Genomic DNA, 17,754 nt, shown 5'->3' on the forward strand with positions numbered 1-17,754 from the left:
CGGACCGACGAGCGAGCGGCTCATCGCCTCGGCCGAGGCGCACAGCGCGCACAACTACCATCCGCTGCCCATCGTGGTCGCCTCCGCCGAGGGCGCGTGGATGACCGATGTCGAGGGGCGCCGCTGTCTCGACATGCTCGCCGGGTACTCCGCGCTCAACTTCGGGCACGGCAACCGCCGGCTGATCGACGCCGCCAAGGCGCAGCTGGACCGGGTGACGCTGACGTCGCGGGCGTTCCACCACGACCGGTTCGCCGAGTTCTGTACGCGCCTTGCCGAGCTCTGCGGCAAGGAGATGGTGCTGCCGATGAACACGGGCGCGGAGGCCGTGGAGACGGCCGTGAAGACCGCGCGGAAGTGGGGGTACCAGGTCAAGGGCGTGCCGGACGGGCGGGCGAGGATCGTCGTCGCCGCCGGCAACTTCCACGGCCGCACCACCACCGTCATCAGCTTCTCCACGGACGAGGAGGCGCGGGCGGACTTCGGTCCGTACACACCGGGCTTCGACATCGTGCCGTACGGCGACCTGGAGGCGCTGCGGGCCGCGGTCACCGACGACACCGTCGCCGTGCTGATCGAGCCGATCCAGGGCGAGGCCGGGGTGCTCGTGCCGCCGGCCGGATATCTGCCGGGGGTGCGGGAGTTGACCCGTGAGCGCGGGGTCCTCTTCATCGCGGACGAGATCCAGTCGGGGCTCGGCAGAACGGGACGTACGTTCGCCTGTGAGCACGAGGGCGTGGTGCCGGACGTGTATCTGCTGGGCAAGGCGCTCGGGGGCGGCGTGGTGCCGGTGTCGGCCGTGGTGGCGGATGCCGATGTGCTGGGGGTGTTCAGGCCGGGTGAGCACGGTTCGACGTTCGGCGGCAACCCTCTCGCCTGCGCGGTGGGGCTTGAGGTGGTCGACATGCTGTCGACGGGTGAGTACCAGCAGCGCGCCACGGAGCTGGGTGAGCACCTGCACGCCGAGCTGGGGCTGCTGACCGGCGCGGGCAAGGTGACGGAGGTGCGGGGGCGCGGCTTGTGGGCGGGCGTCGACATCGCCCCGTCGTACGGCACGGGACGGGAGATCTCCGAGAGGTTGCTGGAGCGGGGGGTGCTGGTGAAGGACACGCACGGGTCGACGATCCGCATCGCTCCGCCGCTCGTGATCAGCAAGGAGGACCTGGACTGGGGGCTGGACCAGTTGCGGGCCGTGTTGAGCTAGCTGCCGGGCGGGGCGGGGGTTACCCCCACCTGGACTGGGCGGTTGGCAGGATCGTCGCGGGTGTTCTCATCCGGAAGTGTGGAGTCCGGCGGGTGCCGCCGGATTCCCCACGCTTCCACAGGAGTTGACTCGTGCGTGAGCAGGCATGGCAGAGGTTCCGTTCTTCCGGTCGACAGCAGGGCGGTGGGTGGCAGGGTGGTCGGCGCAGAGCCGTGTCGACCGCGACCGCGGTGGCCATCAGTGTGGGTGTGGGCGCCATGACGGTGGGGGCTGCGGCTCCGGTGCCGTCCGCGGCACCCGCCGCATCCGCGCCCGTCGCCTCCAGGCCGGACCCGGTCCAGCAGGGCCTCAATGCGCTGGTGCGCGACGACGGCCTGCCCGGAGCGCTGGCGAGCGTCGAGGGACGCGACGGACGCAGCCGTGCCTACACGGCAGGGGTCGGTGATCTGGCCACCGGCGCGAAGGTGCCCCGGGACGGTCGGGTGCGGATCGGCAGCAACACCAAGGCGTTCACCGCGGTGGTCATGCTCCAGCTGGTCGGTGAGGGGAAGGCCGGCCTCGACGACCCGGTCGACACCTATCTGCCGGGCGTCGTGCGCGGGGAGGGGATCGACGGCGACCGGATCACGATCCGGCACCTGCTCCAGCAGACGAGCGGGCTGCCCAATTACACGAAGCACGACCTCCAGCCGCGCTACTACGAGCCGCGGGAACTGCTCGACATCGCGCTTCAGTACAAGGCCGACTTCGAGCCGGGGAAGGGCTGGGCGTACAGCAACACGAACTACGTACTGGCCGGGATGATCATCGAAAAGGTCACCCATCGCACCATGGCGGAGGAGATCGACCGGCGCATCGTCAAGAAGATCGGGTTGCGTCACACCTATTTCCCCGCCCCTCACGACGCGACCATCCGCGGACCTCACCCGAAGGGTTATCTACAGGAAGCGGTGGGTGCACCTCTGCGTGACATCACGGAGCTGGAACCCTCCTGGGCCTGGGCGGCGGGACAGATGATCTCCACCAACTCCGACCTCAACCGGTTCTACGGCGAGCTCCTGCGCGGCCGTCTCATCCACAAGGAACAGCTCGACCAGATGCGCACCACCGTCCGCGCCGACTACTTCGGCCGTGGCGCCCGCTACGGCCTGGGACTGGTGAGCAGGCCGCTGTCGTGCGGCGGCGTCTACTGGGGTCACGGCGGCAGCTACCCGGGCTACGAGACCCGGGGCGGCGTCACCGACAAGGGCCGCGCCGCGAACGTCGCGGTGACCATGCAGCCGAACGACAAGACGGTCATGACCCGGGTGGACGGTGTCGTGGACAAGGCTCTGTGCCGTTGACCCGCGCGGGCGGCCGGAGCTCTCCCCCGGGCTGCCCCGCCCGGTTCAGGGGTGGGCTCCCTGGTCGTATGCCGTGCGGAACGCGGTCTCACCGAGGGCGGTGCGGGCGCGGTGGGCGGCGCGGGTGACGTCCGTGCGTTCCGCGGGAGGCAGGGGTGCGCCCTCCGCCTCGCGGATGCGGGCGGCCGTGCCGAGGAGGCCTGCGGCGTGGGTGTGGTCGCCGGCCAGGGAGCGGGCGCCCGCGAGGCCCTCCAGTGCCAGGGCCACCGCCCGCTCGTCGCCCGTCGTGCGGGCCACGGCCAGGCCCTCGCGGTGGAGGGTCTCCGCGCGCGCCGCGTCGCCGCGCTGTTCGGCGACGTAGCCGAGCTGGGCCAGGATCAGGGCCGTGCCGGAGTCGACGCCGAAGCGGCGGTTGAAGTCCAGCCACGGCAGGAGGAGTTTCTCGGCCGCGTCGAGGTCACCGCGGCGGCGGGCGCCGATGGCGAGGCCGGTCTCGGCGAACTGCTGGGCGGGCCGGTGCGACTGCTGGGCGGCTAGGTCGGCGGCTCGTTCGTGGAAGGCGGTGGCGGCGGGGTCGTCACCGGTGAGGAGGGCGATGCGGCCGAGGCGGGAGAGACGGAAGGAGAGGTCGGTCCAGAGCTGGAGCTCCTCGGCGCCGCGCAGCCCGTCGCGCTGGAACCGGGCGGCTTCCTCGTAGTCGGCGGCGATCTCGGCGAGGATGCCGAGCTGTTCGGACGCCTGCAACTGTCCCCAGCGGTCGCCCAGTTCGTGGAACAGCTCGGCGCTGCGCAGGGCGTCGCGGCGCAGGGCCGCGAGGTCGCCGCGGTAGAGGGCGCGGGTGGCCCGGGTGGACAGGGTGGCGGCCTCGCCCCAGCGGTCGCCCGCGGCCCGGAACTCCGCGAGGAGTGCGTCGACCCGGGCGGCCTCGTGAGGCGTGTGGTCGAACCCGCACCGCGCGAAGGCGAGCAGCCAGCGGGACCGGGCGTCGGCGAGGGTGGTCTCCGCGCGCTCGCACGCGTCGTGGTGCGCGCACTCCGGCTCCCCGGCCAGCAGGGCGAAGGCGGCGTGGGCCGAGGCGGCGGCGGTGCGGGCCGGGAGCAGGGGGTCCGTCTCGTCGTGCCGGGGCGTCGTGGGCAGGCGCAAGGCCCGGTCCAGGGAGCGCATCGCTTCGCGGAGGCGGCCCCGGAGGAACCAGTACCAGGTCAGGGCGTTCACCAGGCGCAGGGCCGTCACGGTGTCGGAGTCCGTGGCCGCCCAGTTCAGGGCGGCACGCAGGTTGACGGTCTCGTGGTCGAGCCGGCGCAGCCGGCTCCGCTGGTCGGGGCCGCGCAGGGCCGCGGCGGCGCGTTCGGCGAAGGCGGCGAAGTGGCGGGCGTGCCGACGGCGGAGCTCGGTGGTCTCGACCGCGTCGTCGAGGCGTTCGAGGCCGTACGCGGTGACGGATTCGAGCATGCGGTAGCGCATCTCGGGGGCGTCGGTCGCCGTCGGCGCGAGGAGCGAACGGTCCACGAGGCGGGTCACCAGGTCGAGGACGTCGTCCTCCACCTCCGGCGGGGCCTCCGGGGTGGTCTCCGCCTCCCTCTCCGCCTCCGTCCGCGTCAGAACGGCTTCCGCGTGCGTGAGGGTGAAGCCGCCGTCGAAGACGGCGAGTTGCCGCAGTGCGCGCTGCTCCGGGGCCGTCAGGAGTTCCCAGCTCCAGTCGATCGTCGCGCGCAGGGTGCGCTGGCGGGCGGGGGCGTCGCGGCGTGCCTGGTTGAGGAGGCGGAAGCGGTCGTGCAGGCGGTCGGCGAGTGCGTGCACGCCGAGGGCGCGTACGCGGGTGGCGGCGAGTTCGACGGCGAGCGGGATGCCGTCGAGGCGGCGGCAGATGAGGGCGACGGACTCGCGGTTCCCGTCGTCCAGGGCGAAGCCCGGGGCGGTGGCCGCGGCGCGGGCGGCGAAGAGCCGCACCGCGTCCTCCTCGCCGAGCGGGCCGACAGCCTCCACGGTCTCGCCGGTGAGGGCGAGGGGTTCCTGGCCGGTGGCGAGGATGTGCAGGTGGGGGGCTTGGCGCAGGAGTTCGGCGGTCAGCTCGGCGACGGGGCCGAGGACGTGTTCGCAGTTGTCGAGGACGAGGAGGAGACGGCGACCGGCGAGGGCTTGCGCGAGTCGTACGACTGGAGTGTGCGGGGCATCGGACGGTGCGGCGGCGATCGATACGTCCGTCGGTGCGTCGTCGCGGATGTCCAGTGCGGCTGCGACCGTTGGGGCCACCTCGTCCCGGGTGCCGGCGAGTTCGGCCAGCCAGATGCCGTCGGGGAAGTCGGCCGCCAGGCCTGACGCCGAGGCCAGGGCGAGCCGTGTCTTCCCCACGCCGCCGGGGCCCGTGAGGGTGACCAGGCGTCCGGCGGTGATCAGGTCGCGTATGCGCGCGATCGCCTGGTCGCGGCCGATGAGAGGCGTGACCTGCGCGGGCAGGTTGGTGAGCGGGCGACTCACGGGCGTGGCCTCTGCGCTCGGTACCGCGACCGCGCCTTGGGGCCCCTGCTCCGCTTCCTGCCGCAGTATCGCCTCGTGCAGATCGGCCAGTTCGGGGCTCGGGTCGATGCCGAGTTCGTCGGCGAGACGCACTCTGAGGTCGCGGTAGGACTCCAGTGCCTCGGCCACGCGGCCGGAGCGGTACAGGGCCCGCAGGTGGCTGGCCCGCAGGCGTTCGCGCAGGGGCTCGCGGGCGACCAGCGGGGCCAGGTCGTCCGCCAGTACGGCGTGCTCACCGTGGGCGAGCCGCAGCTCGGCCAGCGTCTCCTGGGCGGTCAGGCGCTGCTCCTCCAGGCGGGTGACGGCCGCGCGCGCGAAGTCGGCGTCGCGGAAGTCGGCGTAGGCGGGACCGCGCCACAGCGCCAGCGCGTCGCCCAGAAGCGCCGCCTTCGTACGCGAATCGGCACCTGCCACGCGGTCCGCCACGTGAGTCGCTGCGCCTTCCGCCACGTGCTCCGTATCCGTCGCGTACGCGCGCGAGATCAGCGTCTCGAATCGGATGGCGTCGACGTGCTCGGGCGGTATGTGCAGCGCGTATCCGGCGGGGCCGTGCACGACGAGGCCGCGGCCGCCGGGCTCGGCCGCCTCCAGCGCCCGGCGCAGCTGGGAGACCTTCGTCTGGAGGGAGTTGACCGGCGAGGACGGGGGGCGGTCACCCCACAGGTCGTCGATCAGCATGTCCACCGGGACCGGGTGTCCGACCCGCACGAGGAGGGCGGCGAGCAGCGCGCGGACCTTCGGCTCCGGGGCAGGCGCGGCCGGTCCGTCCTGCGTGCGCACGGTCAGCGGGCCAAGCACCTCGAATCGCATACGGCCACGTTAATCGCCCCCCGCAACCGCTGATGAGGCGCTGAGCCGCATACGCGGCGTCCGTGCGTGAACCGTCAGCGTTCCGTGCGCGCCGCCGGGCACGGTGGTTCCCGTGATCGCGGCACCGCGGTCAGCACCGGGATCACCGCAGCGACAGTGATCCGCACCCACCACAGGAGTCACCATGCCCGTCTCCCGCGAAATCCGTCTCGTCGCCCGCCCGACCGGGGAACCCACCCCCGACCTCTTCGAGTTGGCCACCACCGAGGTGCCCGACCAGCCCGGTGAGGGGCAGATCGTCGTCCGTAACACCTGGATGTCCGTCGATCCGTACATGCGGGGCCGCATGGACGACGTGCCGTCCTACATCCCGCCGTTCCGGCTGGGCGCCCCGCTGGAGGGCTCGGCGGTCGGCGAGGTCGTCGCGTCGAACGCCCCCGAGGTGCCCGTCGGCGCGACGGTCACGCACTTCCTGGGCTGGCGGGAGTACGCGGTGCTCGACGCCGCGGCCGCCACGGTCGTCGACACCACCCTCGCGCCTGCCGAGGCCTACCTCGGCCCGCTCGGCACCACGGGTCTCACCGCGTACGCCGCGCTGACCCGCACCGCCCCGGTGCGCGAGGGCGACGTCGTCCTCGTCTCCGCCGCGGCCGGGGCGGTCGGCAGTGTCGCGGGGCAGCTCGCCCGCGAGCTCGGCGCCTCCCGAGTGATCGGCTCGGCGGGCGGCCCTGCGAAGACGAAGAAGCTCCTCGACACCTTCGGGTACGACGCCGCCGTCGACTACCGCCTCGGCGGCCTGCCCGAGCAGCTCGCCCAGGCCGCGCCCGACGGGGTGGACGTCTACCTCGACTCGGTCGGCGGCGACCACTTGCAGGCGGCGATCGGGGCGATCAGGCCCGGCGGCCGCATCGCCCTGGTCGGCGCCATCAGCACGTACAACGCGACCGAGCCCGCGCCGGGGCCGAACAACCTCTTCCGGGCCGCCCAGCAGGAGGCGACCCTTCGGGGCATGCTCGTCACCAGCCACCTCGACCTGTTCCCGGAGTGGATCGGCCGGGCGGCGCCGCTGCTCGCCGACGGCACCCTGCGCACCGAGCAGACCGTCGTCGACGGCATCGAGCGGGCGCCGGAGGCGTTCCTCGGCGTGCTGCGCGGGGCGAACACCGGCAAGATGCTGGTCGCGCTTCAGAGGATGACGTGAGGGATGAACCTCGCGTACTCGTCCGTGATCAGTCCCGAGGACTCCCTGATGCCGAGCCCCGCCGCCTCGTCCGCCACGACCCACGCGCCGAGCACCACGCGGTTGCCGTCGAAGTCGGGCAGCGGCGCCAGTTCCTGGTAGCAGCAGGGCTCGTCACGCGGGGCGGGCGGAGCGGGGGCAGGGTGCGGCTCGTGCACCGTCACTCCCGCGCCCTCCCGGCCGAGCAGCGGCTTGGCGACGTAGCCGCCGGACACGGCCAGTTCGCGCGGGCCGTCCAGATAGGCGGGCAGCAGGTTCGGGTGGCCCGGGTACAGCTCCCACAGGACCGCGAGGAGCGCCTTGTTGGAGAGGAGCATCTTCCAGGCGGGTTCGATCCAGAGGGTCGAGCCGGTGCCGCCGCCGTTGTCGAGGGTCTCCAGGACGTGCGGCGCGAAGCGGTCCGTGGTCAGCCACTCCCACGGGTAGAGCTTGAAGCAGCTGCGCATGAAGCGGAGCTGCTTGTCGACGAAGCGGCGCGAGAGACGGTCCCAGCCGATGTCCTCCATGGAGATCGACTCGGCGGCGAGGCCGGCCTGTTCGGCGGTCTCGCGCAGGTACGCGACCGTCATCAGATCCTCGCCGAGCTCGTCGCCCGCGGAGTGGGCGAAGTACAGCGGGCCGCCGGGCGGGAGGAGCGGGGCCTGCTTCCGCCAGGCGTCCACGAGCCGTTCGTGGAGGGAGTTCCACTGGTCGGCGCCCGGGAAGCGCTCCTCCATCCAGAACCACTGGGGGCTCGCGGCCTCGACCAGGGAGGTGGGGGTGTCGGCGTTGTACTCCAGCATCTTGGCCGGCCCTGTGCCGTCGTAGCGCAGGTCGAACCGGCCGTACAGCGAGGGGAGTTCGGCGCGGCGGTGCCAGGCCTCGGTGACGGCGGCCGCCACCCGCGGGTCCGTGATGCCGAGGTCGGCGAGCCGGTCGTGCTCGACGATGTGCGCGGCGGCGGCCAGGCACATCGTGTGGAGCTCCTCGACGACCTCCTCCAGCGCCTCGACCTCGGGCAGCGAGAAGACGTAGTACGCGCTCTCGTCCCAGTAGGGGCGCAGGGTGCCGTCGGGGTAGCGCGTCAGGGGGTAGATGAGGCCCTGGTCCTCGACGGTCCGCTGCCAGTCGGGGCGGGGGTCCGTGGTGCGGCGTTCCATGGCGTACGTACCGTTCGCTCAGCCGCCGCTGCTGCCGCTGCCACCGCTGCCGCCGCCCGAGCAGCCGAAGCCGTCCCGGTCGACGGCCTCGCTGCGGCTGAAGGTGCCGTTGTCGGCGTAGCGTCCGTCGACGTCGGCGTCGTAGTACCACGCGGGGTCGGTACGGCCGGACGACGTGCCGGTGCCGTAGGAACCCTTGCGGGACTTGCCCGCGGAACCCCCGGAGCCCGAGGCGCCCGTCTTGCAGTTGCTGTCGCTGACGACGCGGTAGCCGTTGACGAGGTCGTAGCTGTCGCGGTCCACGCAGCGGCGGTCCGGGTCGGAGCCGCAGGAGGTGAGGGCGGCGGCGAGGACGCCCATGCCGCCCAGCGCGACCGTGCTGGACCGCAGCCTTCGCGGTTGTTTCTGTGCCATGTGGTGTGGTCCCCCGTGACCCTGCTCGCTCTGCTCACTCTGCTTCGTACGCATCAGTCGCTCTGCTTCGTACGTATCAGCGGTCAGCGTAGGGAGGTCCCGGCACTCCGTGCCAACCGGCTCCACCGAATGTCCTTTGGGTCTCTTTTGCCTTCCCCGGCCGGGCGGGGGGCTAGTGCGCCGGCGCTCACGGCAGCACCCTGCACAACGCCTCCAGCGCCCCCGCCCACGCGTGCTCCGCGGGAGTCCCGTAACCCACCACCAGGGCGTCCCGTCGGTCCGCGTCCGCGTCCGCGTCCGCCAGAGGGTGGCGGAAGCCCGCGAGGCCGTGGACCGCGAGGCGCTCCCAGTTGGCCGCCTGGACGATGGACCGCTCGGTGCCGGGAGGGAGTTCGAGCACCGCGTGCAGGCCCGCCGCGATGCCGGTGGCGCGGACGTCGGGCGCGTGGGCGGCGAGCGCCGCCACGAGCTGGTCGCGGCGGCGCCGGTAGCGCAGCCGGGCGCCGCGCACATGCCGGTCGTACGCCCCCGACGTGATGAACTCCGCGAGCGTCAGCTGCTCCAGGGCGCCGCTGGACGCGCCGGTGGCGTCCTTCTCGCCGAGGACCTCCTCGTGCAGGCCGGCCGGCAGCACCATCCAGCCCAGGCGCAGGCCGGGGGCGAGGGACTTGCTGGCCGTGCCGAGGTACACGACACGCTCGGGGTCGAGGCCCTGGAGCGCGCCGACGGGCTGGCGGTCGTAGCGGAACTCCCCGTCGTAGTCGTCCTCCAGGATCACGCCGCCCGCGCGCCGCGCCCAGTCGACGGCCGCCGCCCGCCGGTCGGGATGGAGCGGCACGCCCATCGGGAACTGGTGCGCGGGGGTGAGCAGCACCGCCTTCGGCGAGGCGGGACCCAGCGCCGAGACGTCCGTGCCGAGTCGGTCGAAGGCGAGCGGCGCCGTGCGCAGGCCCGCGCGGTGCAGCAGGTTCCAGTGGATGTCGAGGCCGTACGACTCCACGGCCACCTCCCGCAGCCCGCGCGCCCGCAGCACCCGGCCGAGGACCGCGAGCGCGTGCACGAACCCGGCGGTGATGACGATGCGGTCGGGGTCCGCGTGCACGCCGCGGGCCCGCGCGAGGTAGCCGGCGAGTGCGGTGCGCAGTTCGACGCGGCCGCGCGGGTCCGCGTACCCGAGGGCGTCGTTGGGTGCCGCGGCCATCGCGCGCCGGGCCGCCTTGAGCCACTCCGCGCGGGGGAAGGACGCGAGGTCGGGCGAGCCGGGGGCGAGGTTGTACGTGGGCGCACCGCCCGTCCTGCGGGGCGGCGCGGGCCGCACCGGCGGTGCGACCACCCGCTCGGCGACGCGCGTGCCCGAGCCCTGGCGGGCCGTGAGCCAGCCCTCGGCGACCAGATCGGCGTAGGCGTCGGCCACCGTGTTCCGTGCGATGCCGAGGTCGACGGCGAGCGAGCGGGACGAGGGCAGGCGGGTGCCGGGTGCCAGGCGGCCGCCGCGCACGGCCTCCCGCAGCGCGTCCGTGAGGCCCTTGCGGACGCCGTGGCGGGACGCGTCGCCGCCGGTCTCCAGATGGAGGTCGACCCCCAGAGTGGCCCACGTTTCTCCCATGGAAATGGACCATACCGGTGGGCTATTCGGCCCGTACAGTCGACACCATGAGTACTTCCTCCGAACCCCACGTCCACGAGCACACGCCCCGCCTCGCCTGGGCCCAGCACGCCCCCGAGGTCTTCAAGGCCATGATCAAGCTCGACGCGGCCGCCCGTAAGGGCCTCGACCCGGTCATCTACGAGCTGGTCAAGATCCGCGCCTCGCAGCTCAACCGCTGCGCGCTCTGCCTCGACATGCACACCAAGGACGCCCTCGCGGCGGGCGAGAGCGTCGAGCGGATCATCCAGCTCAGCGCCTGGGAGGAGTCGCGGCACTTCTACACGGCGAAGGAGGTCGCCGCGATCGAGCTGACCGAGGCCATCACCGTGCTGACCGACGGCTTCGTGCCGGACGAGGTGTACGCGAAGGCCGCCGCGCTCTTCGACGAGGCCGAGCTGACCCAGCTCATCGCCGCGATCACGGTCATCAACGCGTGGAACCGCTTCGGTGTCAGCACGCGCCAGGTGCCGGGCCACTACCAGGCGGCGAGCGCCAAGTGAGCCCACGCACCACGCACCTGGACCCGCGGGTCGCGGGCGCCATGAGCACGCTGAGCACCGCCGCCAAGCAGGGGCTCGGCGACCCCGTCCTCGCCGAGCTGGTGATGATGCGGGCCTCGCAGCTCAACGCGTGTGCGTTCTGCCTCGACATGCACGTGGAGATCGCCCTGAAGAACGGCGAGACACCGAAGCGTGTCGCGCTGCTCAACGCCTGGGAGGAGGCGGGCGGCCTCTTCACCGGGCGCGAGCGCGCCGCCCTCGCGCTGACCGAGGCGGTCACGCTCCTCACCGACGGATTCGTCCCCGACGAGACGTACGACGAGGCCGCCCGCCACTTCGACGAGCGCGAACTCGCCCATCTCATCGGCCTGATCGCCGCCATCAACAGCTGGAACCGGCTGATGGTCAGCCGCCGCATCGCACCCGGAGGACCCGCGTGGTGAACCCTGTCGACACGCTGCGCGCCCTGCACCACGGCCGGGCGCAGGACGACCCGCTGGTCCTGCCGGGACCGTGGGACGCCGCGAGCGCCCGGGTGTTCGAGGAGGCGGGGTACGAGGCGCTCGCCACGCCCAGCGCGGGCATCGCGCTCTCCCTCGGGTACGAGGACGGGCAGGTGCCGCCGAAGCTGATGTTCGAGGCGGTGGCCCGGATCACCCGGGCCGTCGGCGTGCCCGTGACCATGGACGCCGAGACCGGGTACGGCCTCACGGCCAAGGAGCTGGTGGACCGCGTCCTCGAAGCGGGCGCCGTCGGCTGCAACCTGGAGGACTCGTACGAGGGCAAGGGCGCCACGGGTGTCCTCAAGGACCCGCACGAGCAGGCCGACTGGCTGGCGCAGGTGCGCGAGGCCGCGGGCGACCGGCTGGTCGTCAACGCGCGCGTGGACACGTTCGTGCGCGGCGTCACCGACCCGGAGCGGGCCGTCGAGCGGGCCCGCCTGTACGTGGCGGCGGGCGCGGACTGCGTCTACCCGATCCTCGCGCCGTCCGAGGCGATCCCCGTCCTGCGGGCGGGCATCGAGGGACCGCTCAACGTCCTCGCGACACCGGACGGCCCCTCACTCCGCGAGCTGGGCGAACTCGGCGCGACCCGCGTCACGTTCGGCCCCGGGCTGCTGCGCCGCACCATGGCGGCGCTGCGCGACATCACCGACGGACTGCGCCGGGCATGACGGTGCCGGGCCCCGCACGGCGGGAGCCCGGCACCATGGCGCGTCAGCACGCGGTTACTTGGGCAGCCACGCCTTCCACTTCGACTCGTTCTTGTCGATCCACGCCTTCGCCGCGTCCTCCGGCGACATCTTCTTGTCGGCGATCATCAGGGAGACCTCGTTCTGGTCCTCCTCCGACCACTTGAAGTTCTTCAGGAACTGAGCGGCCTTGCCGCCGTTCTTCGCGAAGTCCGCGTTGAAGTACTTCTGAAGGGGCGTGTGCGGGTAGGCGCACTTGATCTTCGCCGGGTCGGCGTCGCAGCCCTCCTTGTACGCGGGCAGCTTCACCTCCGTCATCGGCACCTTCTCGAAGAGCCACTGCGGCTTGTACCAGTAGGTGAGGAACGGCTTCTTCTGCTTGGCGAACTGCTCGATCTGGGTGATCTGCGCCGCCTCGGACCCGGCGAAGACGACCTGGTAGTCCAGGTCCAGGTTCTCCACCAGGGCCTTGTCGTTCGTCACGTACGACGGGGAGCCGTCCATGAGCTGGCCCTTGCTGCCGCTCTCGGACGTCTTGAACTGGTCGGCGTACTTGTTGAGGTTCTTCCAGTCCGTGACGTCCGGGTGCTTCTTCGCGAAGTACGTCGGGACGTACCAGCCGATGTGCCCGGTGACGCCGACGTCGCCGCCGGGCACGATCGTCTTCTTGTCCTTGACGTACCGCTGCTCCTGGTCCGGGTGGCCCCAGTCCTCCATGATCGCGTCGACGCGGCCCTGGCTGAGGGCGTCCCAGGCGGGCACCTCGTCGATCTGCACCTTGTCGACGCGGTAGCCCAGCTCGTTCTTGAGCAGGTACTCGGCGACGGCTACGTCCGCCTGCGCGCCGACCCACGACTGGACCGAGAGGGTCACCGTCTTGGCACCGGCGGCGTTCGCGTACGGCGACGCCTGCTTGCTCATGTCGGCGGCGCCGCAGCCCGAGAGCGCGAGGAGCGCGCCGCCGGCCGTGACGGCGCTCATGACACGCGTACGAACTCGCATGTCAGGCTCCCTTCTTCGCGCGGCGAGGCCGGCGTTCCGTGGGCTGCGTGACCCGGTCGAGCATCAGGCCGAGGCAGACGATCGCGGCACCGGCCACCAGGCCCGTCGCCAGGTCGCCCTGCGCGATGCCGAACACCACGTCGTAGCCGAGCGCGCCACCGCCGACCAGACCGCCGATGACGACGACGGCGAGGACGAGGACGACGCCCTGGTTGAGGGCGAGCATGAGGGCCGGGCGGGCCAGCGGCAGCTGCACCTTGCGCAGTTGCTGCCAGCTCGTGGCGCCGAGCGAGCGCGACGACTCCATCGCGGCGCCGTCGACCTGGCTCAGGCCCTGCGTGGTGATGCGGACGACGGCGGGCAGCGCGTAGACGACGGCGGCGGCGACCGCGGGGGCGCGGCCGATGCCGAAGAGGGCGACGACCGGGATGAGGTACACGAACTGCGGCATCGTCTGGAAGACGTCGAGCACCGGGCGGAGCAGGCGCTCGAACCGCGTGCTGCGGGACGCCGCGATGCCGATGGCGAAGCCGAGGACCAGCGTGACGGCGACACCGGCGAGGACCTGCGCGAGCGTGTCGAGGGACTTGTCCCACACGCCGAGCACGCCGATCGCGGCCATCGCGGCGACGGCGGTGAGCGCGGTCTGCCAGGTGCCGATCAGCCAGGCGAGCGCGGCGACGACGAGCAGCACCGACCACCAGGGCAGGCCCTGGAGGCCGTCCCTGAGCGGGTTGAGGAACCAGGTGGTGAAGTTGGCCGCCCAGTCCGCGGTGCCGCCGACGACGGGCACGCCGGTGTAGATGTGGTCGACCATCCACTCCTTGGCGGTGTTGACCGACGGGGCGATGTTGACGACCCAGTCGGTCGGCCAGTCCACGCGGTCCGCGAAGCGCGCGGCCAGTGCGGCGAGAACCGTCAGGACGCCCGCGACGGACCAGCCGCGCCAGCCGCGCAGCGGCGACGTGGACTCGGCGTGCGCGCCGGACCGCTCCCCGGCGGCGCCGGTCACGCGGTCGAGGACCACGGCGAGCAGCACGATCGGGATGCCGGCGGCGAGCGCCTGGCCGACGTCGACGGTGGAGAGCGCCTGGTAGACGCGGTCGCCGAGGCCGCCGGCGCCGATCACCGAGGCGATGACGGCCATGGAGAGCGCCATCATGATCGTCTGGTTGAGGCCGAGCAGGAGCTCCTTGCGGGCGAGCGGCAGGCGCGCGGAGAACAGCCGCTGCCGGCCGGTCGCGCCGAGCGAGGTCACCGCCTCCATCACGCCGCCGTCGGCGCCGCGCAGGCCGAGCGCGGTGAGGCGGGCCATGGGCGGGGCCGCGTAGACGACGGTCGCGATGATGGCCGCGGGGACGCCCATGCCGAAGACGAGGGCGAACGGCAGCAGGTAGGCGTAGGCGGGCAGCACCTGCATGGTGTCGAGGACCGGCCGCAGGATCCGGAAGATCCGGTCGCTCAGGCCGCCCGCGAGGCCGAGCAGCAGACCGATGACGACCGAGGCGAGGACCGCGACGATCATCAGGGCGAGGGTCTGCATGGTCGGCACCCACATGCCGAGCAGCCCGCACACGGCGAACGCGGACGAGGCGAGCACGGCGAGCCTGACGCCCGCCACGCGCCAGGCGATCAGCCCGGCGCCGACGGTCACACCGGCCCAGCCCGCGGCGAGCAGCACGAGGTAGACGCCGCGCACGGAGAGCACGATGGCGTTGGAGACGTGCCCGAGGAAGTAGGTGAACAGCGGGTGGCTGTCGCGGTTGTCGATGATCCAGTCGGTCGTCCTGCCGAGCGGCTCGGTCAGATCGACGGTGAGCGCGTCCGGCCAGGCGCCGGAGGCCCACTTGGCGTTGACGATCGGCACGAGCACCGCCGCGGCGACGGCGAGCAGCAGGAGCTTGCCGACGGCGCGGTGGCGCAGGAGCGCGCCGATGCCGGTGTCGCGGACGGGGCCCGAGGCGGTGGCGGTGGCCATCAGGCGATCGCCTCGCCCCGGCCGGGGACGGGGGACTGTGTCGCGGTGCCCGCGACCACGGCGAGCAGCCCGGCGTGGTCCACCACGCCGAGGCAGCGCTTGCCGTCCATGACGCGCACCGGGGAGCCGGTGCGGGCGACGGCCTCGATGGCCTCGGAGACCTTGGCGTCGGGGGCGAGCGCCGCACCGCCGCTCTCCTCGTCGCCCTCGGCGGGGCGCATGGCGCTGCGCACGCTCAGCACGTCGGCGCGCACCACGTCGCGCACGAAGTCGCGTACGTAGTCGTCGGCCGGGGAGCCGACGATCTCCTCGGGCGTGCCGAGCTGCACGACGCGGCCGTCGCGCATCAGGGCGATGCGGTCGCCGAGCTTGAGGGCCTCGCTGAGGTCGTGGGTGATGAAGACCATGGTGCGGCCCTCTTCGCGGTGCAGGCGGACGACTTCTTCCTGCATGTCGCGGCGGATCAGCGGGTCGAGGGCGCTGAACGGCTCGTCGAAGAGGAGGACTTCGGGGTCGACGGCGAGGGCGCGGGCGAGGCCGACGCGCTGCTGCTGGCCGCCGGAGAGCTGTCCGGGCCTGCGCTGTTCGAGCCCTTCGAGGCCGACCTTCTTGACGACTTCGAGGGCCTTGGCGCGCCGCTCGGCCTTGCCGACGCCCTGGATCTCCAGGCCGTACGCGACGTTGTCGAGGACCGAGCGGTGCGGAAGCAGGCCGAAGTGCTGGAAGACCATGGCGGCGCGGTGGCGGCGCAGTTCGCGCAGGCGGGCCTTGTCCATGGCGAGGACGTCCTCGCCGTCGATGGCGAGGGCGCCGGAGGTGGGCTCGATGAGCCGGGTCAGGCAGCGTACGAGGGTGGACTTGCCGGAGCCCGACAGGCCCATGACGACGAAGACCTCGCCCTTGTTGACCTCGAAGGACACATCGCGGACGGCGGCCGTGCAGCCGGTCCGCTCGCGCAGTTCGGCGGGGCTCAGGCCGTGCAGCTCCGTGTCGCCGGGTATCCGCTCGGCCCGGGGGCCGAAGACCTTCCAGAGGTTCTTGACGGCGAAGACGGGCCCGTCGGCGGGTGTCTCGTTCTGGTCCGCGATCGTCGCGGTGGCCTCGCTCATCGGCCGTCACCGCCAAGGATCTCGGCACATTTCTCCCCGACCATGAGTACTCCGATCATCGGGTTCACGGCGGGCATCGTCGGGAAGACGGATGCGTCCGCGATACGGATTCCTGCCAGGCCCCGGATTCTCAGCTCCGGGTCGACCACGGCGAGTTCATCAGTGGAAGCGCCCATTCGGCAGGTGCCCGCCGGGTGGTAGACGGTGTGGGCGGCCTTGCGGACGAGTTCACTGATCTCCGCGTCGTCGGTGACGTCGGGACCGGGGAAGACCTCGCGCTTGAGCCACTTCTTGAACGGCTCGGCCTGCGCGACCTTGCGGGCCAGCTTGATGCCGTCGACGAGCGTCTGCCCGTCGTAGTCGTCCTCGTCCTCGAAGTACCGGAAGTCGAGGGCGGGCTTGACCTCGGGGTCCGCCGACGTCAGGTAGAGACGGCCGCGGGCGCGGGACTTGGGGATGTTCGGGGTCATCGAGACGCCGTGCTCGGGGCGCTCGTAGCCGAGGCGCTCCGGGTTGTCCGTGAACGGGATCTGGTAGAAGTGGAACATCAGGTCCGGGCCCTTGTGGTCCGGGTCCCGCTTCACGAACAGACCGGCGTCCGAGTCCATCGCGGAGTTGCCGGGGATCGGCCCGTTGGTCTCCCAGACGATGACCGACTCGGGGTGGTCGATGAGGTTCTCGCCGACGCCCGGCAGGTCGTGGACGACCGGGATGCCGAGGGCTTCGAGGTCCTCCTTCGGGCCGATGCCGGAGTGCATGAGCAGCCGCGGCGTGTCGATGGCGCCGGCGCAGACGAGGACCTCGCGGCGGGCGGTGAGCAGCGCCCGCGCGCCGTCCTTCAGCCGCACGTGGACACCGCGGGCGGTCTTGCCGTCCAGCTCCAGCCTGGTGGCCCAGGTCTCCAGGAAGAGGTGGAGGTTCGGGCGGTCACCGGCCTCCATGTGGGGGTGCAGGTACGCGACCGACGCGGAGGAGCGCTTGTTGTTCTCCGGGTGGTACGAGAGGTCGAAGAAGCCGACGCCCTCGTCGAAGGGCTTGTCGTTGAAGCCGACGATCTCCGGGACGCCGAGCGCGGTCTTCGTCGCCTCGACCCAGTCGGTGGCGATCTGGTTCTGGTCCTTCTTGGCGACGCGCACGACGTTGTTGCGCAGCTTGCCGAAGTAGGGGTCCATGGCCTTGGCGTTCCAGCCGGTGGCGCCCGCCGCCTCCCACTCGTCCCAGTCGGACGGGAGCGGCTTGAAGGAGATCAGGGTGTTGTGCGACGAGCAGCCGCCGAGGACCTTGGCGCGGCTGTGCAGGATGTGCGAGTTGCCGCGCGGCTGCTCGGTGGTCGTGTACTCGTAGTCCAGCTCGCCGCCGAGCAGACCGAGCCACTTGCGCAGCGTGAGGACGTCCTCGCGGTCGATGTCGCTGGGGCCGCCCTCGATGACGGCGACGGTGACGTCCGGGTTCTCGGTGAGGCGGGAGGCGATCACCGATCCCGCGGTGCCGCCACCGACGATGACGTAGTCGAACTCGGTCTGGTCAGACATGCGTACGTGCTCCTCTTCCTGCGAGGTCGTGCGAAAGTGCTGGCGCGTAATGAGCGGGGGGTGCTTGAACGTGGTGCGCGCGGGGCGGACCTCCCGCCCCGCGCGTCTCTCTCTGTCCGGCTCTGT

At 72.2% G+C, this 17,754-nt stretch carries 14 protein-coding genes; 6 read left to right on the forward strand and 8 right to left on the reverse strand.

Annotation, left to right across the window (positions count from 1 at the left end):
* The first annotated feature begins 22 nt into the window (after positions 1 to 22).
* Both rocD and ACZ4Z4_RS28615 read left to right on the forward strand, forming a co-directional pair.
* Positions 23 to 1,204 (forward strand): ornithine--oxo-acid transaminase, encoded by a 1,182-nt coding sequence (gene rocD / locus ACZ4Z4_RS28610; RefSeq protein ID WP_468333516.1) that lies wholly within the window; start codon positions 23 to 25, stop codon positions 1,202 to 1,204.
* Between the two features lie 131 nt (positions 1,205 to 1,335).
* Positions 1,336 to 2,547, forward strand: a complete 1,212-nt coding sequence (locus ACZ4Z4_RS28615; RefSeq protein ID WP_468333361.1) for a serine hydrolase domain-containing protein — start codon at positions 1,336 to 1,338, stop codon at positions 2,545 to 2,547.
* 45 nt (positions 2,548 to 2,592) lie between these two features.
* Here the strand turns inward: ACZ4Z4_RS28615 and ACZ4Z4_RS28620 are convergent, their stop codons facing one another.
* Positions 2,593 to 5,874 (reverse strand): AfsR/SARP family transcriptional regulator, encoded by a 3,282-nt coding sequence (locus ACZ4Z4_RS28620; RefSeq protein WP_468333364.1) that lies wholly within the window; start codon positions 5,872 to 5,874, stop codon positions 2,593 to 2,595.
* 184 nt (positions 5,875 to 6,058) lie between these two features.
* On the opposite strand from ACZ4Z4_RS28620, the gene ACZ4Z4_RS28625 reads away from it, so the two are divergent.
* On the forward strand, positions 6,059 to 7,075 hold the full coding sequence (locus ACZ4Z4_RS28625; RefSeq protein ID WP_468333367.1) for an NADP-dependent oxidoreductase: 1,017 nt from the start codon (positions 6,059 to 6,061) through the stop codon (positions 7,073 to 7,075).
* Here ACZ4Z4_RS28625 and ACZ4Z4_RS28630 read toward each other — a convergent pair.
* The 3 genes from ACZ4Z4_RS28630 to pdxR all read right to left on the reverse strand — a co-directional run bounded on the left by ACZ4Z4_RS28630 (position 7,060) and on the right by pdxR (position 10,273).
* Positions 7,060 to 8,253, reverse strand: a complete 1,194-nt coding sequence (locus ACZ4Z4_RS28630; protein WP_468333370.1) for a glutathionylspermidine synthase family protein — start codon at positions 8,251 to 8,253, stop codon at positions 7,060 to 7,062. The two genes, ACZ4Z4_RS28625 and ACZ4Z4_RS28630, sit on opposite strands and share 16 nt — an antisense overlap.
* An 18-nt stretch (positions 8,254 to 8,271) precedes the next feature.
* Positions 8,272 to 8,667, reverse strand: coding sequence for a hypothetical protein (locus ACZ4Z4_RS28635; RefSeq protein ID WP_468333373.1), 396 nt, complete (start codon positions 8,665 to 8,667; stop codon positions 8,272 to 8,274).
* Between the two features lie 187 nt (positions 8,668 to 8,854).
* A complete protein-coding gene (gene pdxR, locus ACZ4Z4_RS28640; protein ID WP_468333375.1) occupies positions 8,855 to 10,273 on the reverse strand; it encodes a MocR-like pyridoxine biosynthesis transcription factor PdxR in 1,419 nt (472 codons plus the stop codon).
* A gap of 47 nt (positions 10,274 to 10,320) precedes the next feature.
* Between pdxR and ACZ4Z4_RS28645 the strand changes: the two genes are divergently transcribed.
* From ACZ4Z4_RS28645 to ACZ4Z4_RS28655, 3 genes are read left to right on the forward strand one after another with little or no spacing between them, the layout of a single operon-like run.
* Positions 10,321 to 10,815: a carboxymuconolactone decarboxylase family protein gene (locus tag ACZ4Z4_RS28645; protein ID WP_468333378.1), complete on the forward strand. Its 495-nt coding sequence runs from the start codon at positions 10,321 to 10,323 to the stop codon at positions 10,813 to 10,815.
* Positions 10,812 to 11,258: a carboxymuconolactone decarboxylase family protein gene (locus ACZ4Z4_RS28650; protein ID WP_468333381.1), complete on the forward strand. Its 447-nt coding sequence runs from the start codon at positions 10,812 to 10,814 to the stop codon at positions 11,256 to 11,258. Before ACZ4Z4_RS28645 ends, ACZ4Z4_RS28650 begins: the two co-directional genes overlap by 4 nt.
* Positions 11,255 to 11,989, forward strand: a complete 735-nt coding sequence (locus tag ACZ4Z4_RS28655; RefSeq protein ID WP_468333384.1) for an isocitrate lyase/PEP mutase family protein — start codon at positions 11,255 to 11,257, stop codon at positions 11,987 to 11,989. The genes ACZ4Z4_RS28650 and ACZ4Z4_RS28655 overlap by 4 nt, the downstream gene beginning before the upstream one ends.
* Before the next feature lie 54 nt (positions 11,990 to 12,043).
* Here ACZ4Z4_RS28655 and ACZ4Z4_RS28660 read toward each other — a convergent pair whose 3' ends face one another.
* Genes ACZ4Z4_RS28660 through ACZ4Z4_RS28675 form a run of 4 tightly spaced genes read right to left on the reverse strand, consistent with a single transcriptional unit; the run spans position 12,044 to position 17,628 of the window.
* Positions 12,044 to 13,009, reverse strand: a complete 966-nt coding sequence (locus tag ACZ4Z4_RS28660; protein WP_468333387.1) for an ABC transporter substrate-binding protein — start codon at positions 13,007 to 13,009, stop codon at positions 12,044 to 12,046.
* A gap of 1 nt (position 13,010) precedes the next feature.
* Positions 13,011 to 14,987: an ABC transporter permease gene (locus ACZ4Z4_RS28665; protein ID WP_468333390.1), complete on the reverse strand. Its 1,977-nt coding sequence runs from the start codon at positions 14,985 to 14,987 to the stop codon at positions 13,011 to 13,013.
* On the reverse strand, positions 14,987 to 16,096 hold the full coding sequence (locus ACZ4Z4_RS28670) for a quaternary amine ABC transporter ATP-binding protein (protein WP_468333393.1): 1,110 nt from the start codon (positions 16,094 to 16,096) through the stop codon (positions 14,987 to 14,989). Before ACZ4Z4_RS28670 ends, ACZ4Z4_RS28665 begins: the two co-directional genes overlap by 1 nt.
* A complete protein-coding gene (locus ACZ4Z4_RS28675) occupies positions 16,093 to 17,628 on the reverse strand; it encodes a GMC family oxidoreductase (protein WP_468333396.1) in 1,536 nt (511 codons plus the stop codon). The genes ACZ4Z4_RS28670 and ACZ4Z4_RS28675 overlap by 4 nt, the downstream gene beginning before the upstream one ends.
* Positions 17,629 to 17,754 lie beyond the last annotated feature (126 nt).

This window comes from Streptomyces sp. NPDC030245, assembly GCF_055572995.1.

Coding starts and splice junctions, on each gene's coding strand:
- ACZ4Z4_RS28620 (WP_468333364.1), bottom strand. CDS start 5,874: ATGCGATTCGAGGTGCTTGGCCCGCTGACCGTGCGCACGCAGGACGGA.
- ACZ4Z4_RS28625 (WP_468333367.1), top strand. CDS start 6,059: ATGCCCGTCTCCCGCGAAATCCGTCTCGTCGCCCGCCCGACCGGGGAA.
- ACZ4Z4_RS28630 (WP_468333370.1), bottom strand. CDS start 8,253: ATGGAACGCCGCACCACGGACCCCCGCCCCGACTGGCAGCGGACCGTC.
- ACZ4Z4_RS28635 (WP_468333373.1), bottom strand. CDS start 8,667: ATGGCACAGAAACAACCGCGAAGGCTGCGGTCCAGCACGGTCGCGCTG.
- pdxR (WP_468333375.1), bottom strand. CDS start 10,273: ATGGGAGAAACGTGGGCCACTCTGGGGGTCGACCTCCATCTGGAGACC.
- ACZ4Z4_RS28645 (WP_468333378.1), top strand. CDS start 10,321: ATGAGTACTTCCTCCGAACCCCACGTCCACGAGCACACGCCCCGCCTC.
- ACZ4Z4_RS28660 (WP_468333387.1), bottom strand. CDS start 13,009: ATGCGAGTTCGTACGCGTGTCATGAGCGCCGTCACGGCCGGCGGCGCG.
- ACZ4Z4_RS28665 (WP_468333390.1), bottom strand. CDS start 14,987: ATGGCCACCGCCACCGCCTCGGGCCCCGTCCGCGACACCGGCATCGGC.
- ACZ4Z4_RS28670 (WP_468333393.1), bottom strand. CDS start 16,096: ATGAGCGAGGCCACCGCGACGATCGCGGACCAGAACGAGACACCCGCC.
- ACZ4Z4_RS28675 (WP_468333396.1), bottom strand. CDS start 17,628: ATGTCTGACCAGACCGAGTTCGACTACGTCATCGTCGGTGGCGGCACC.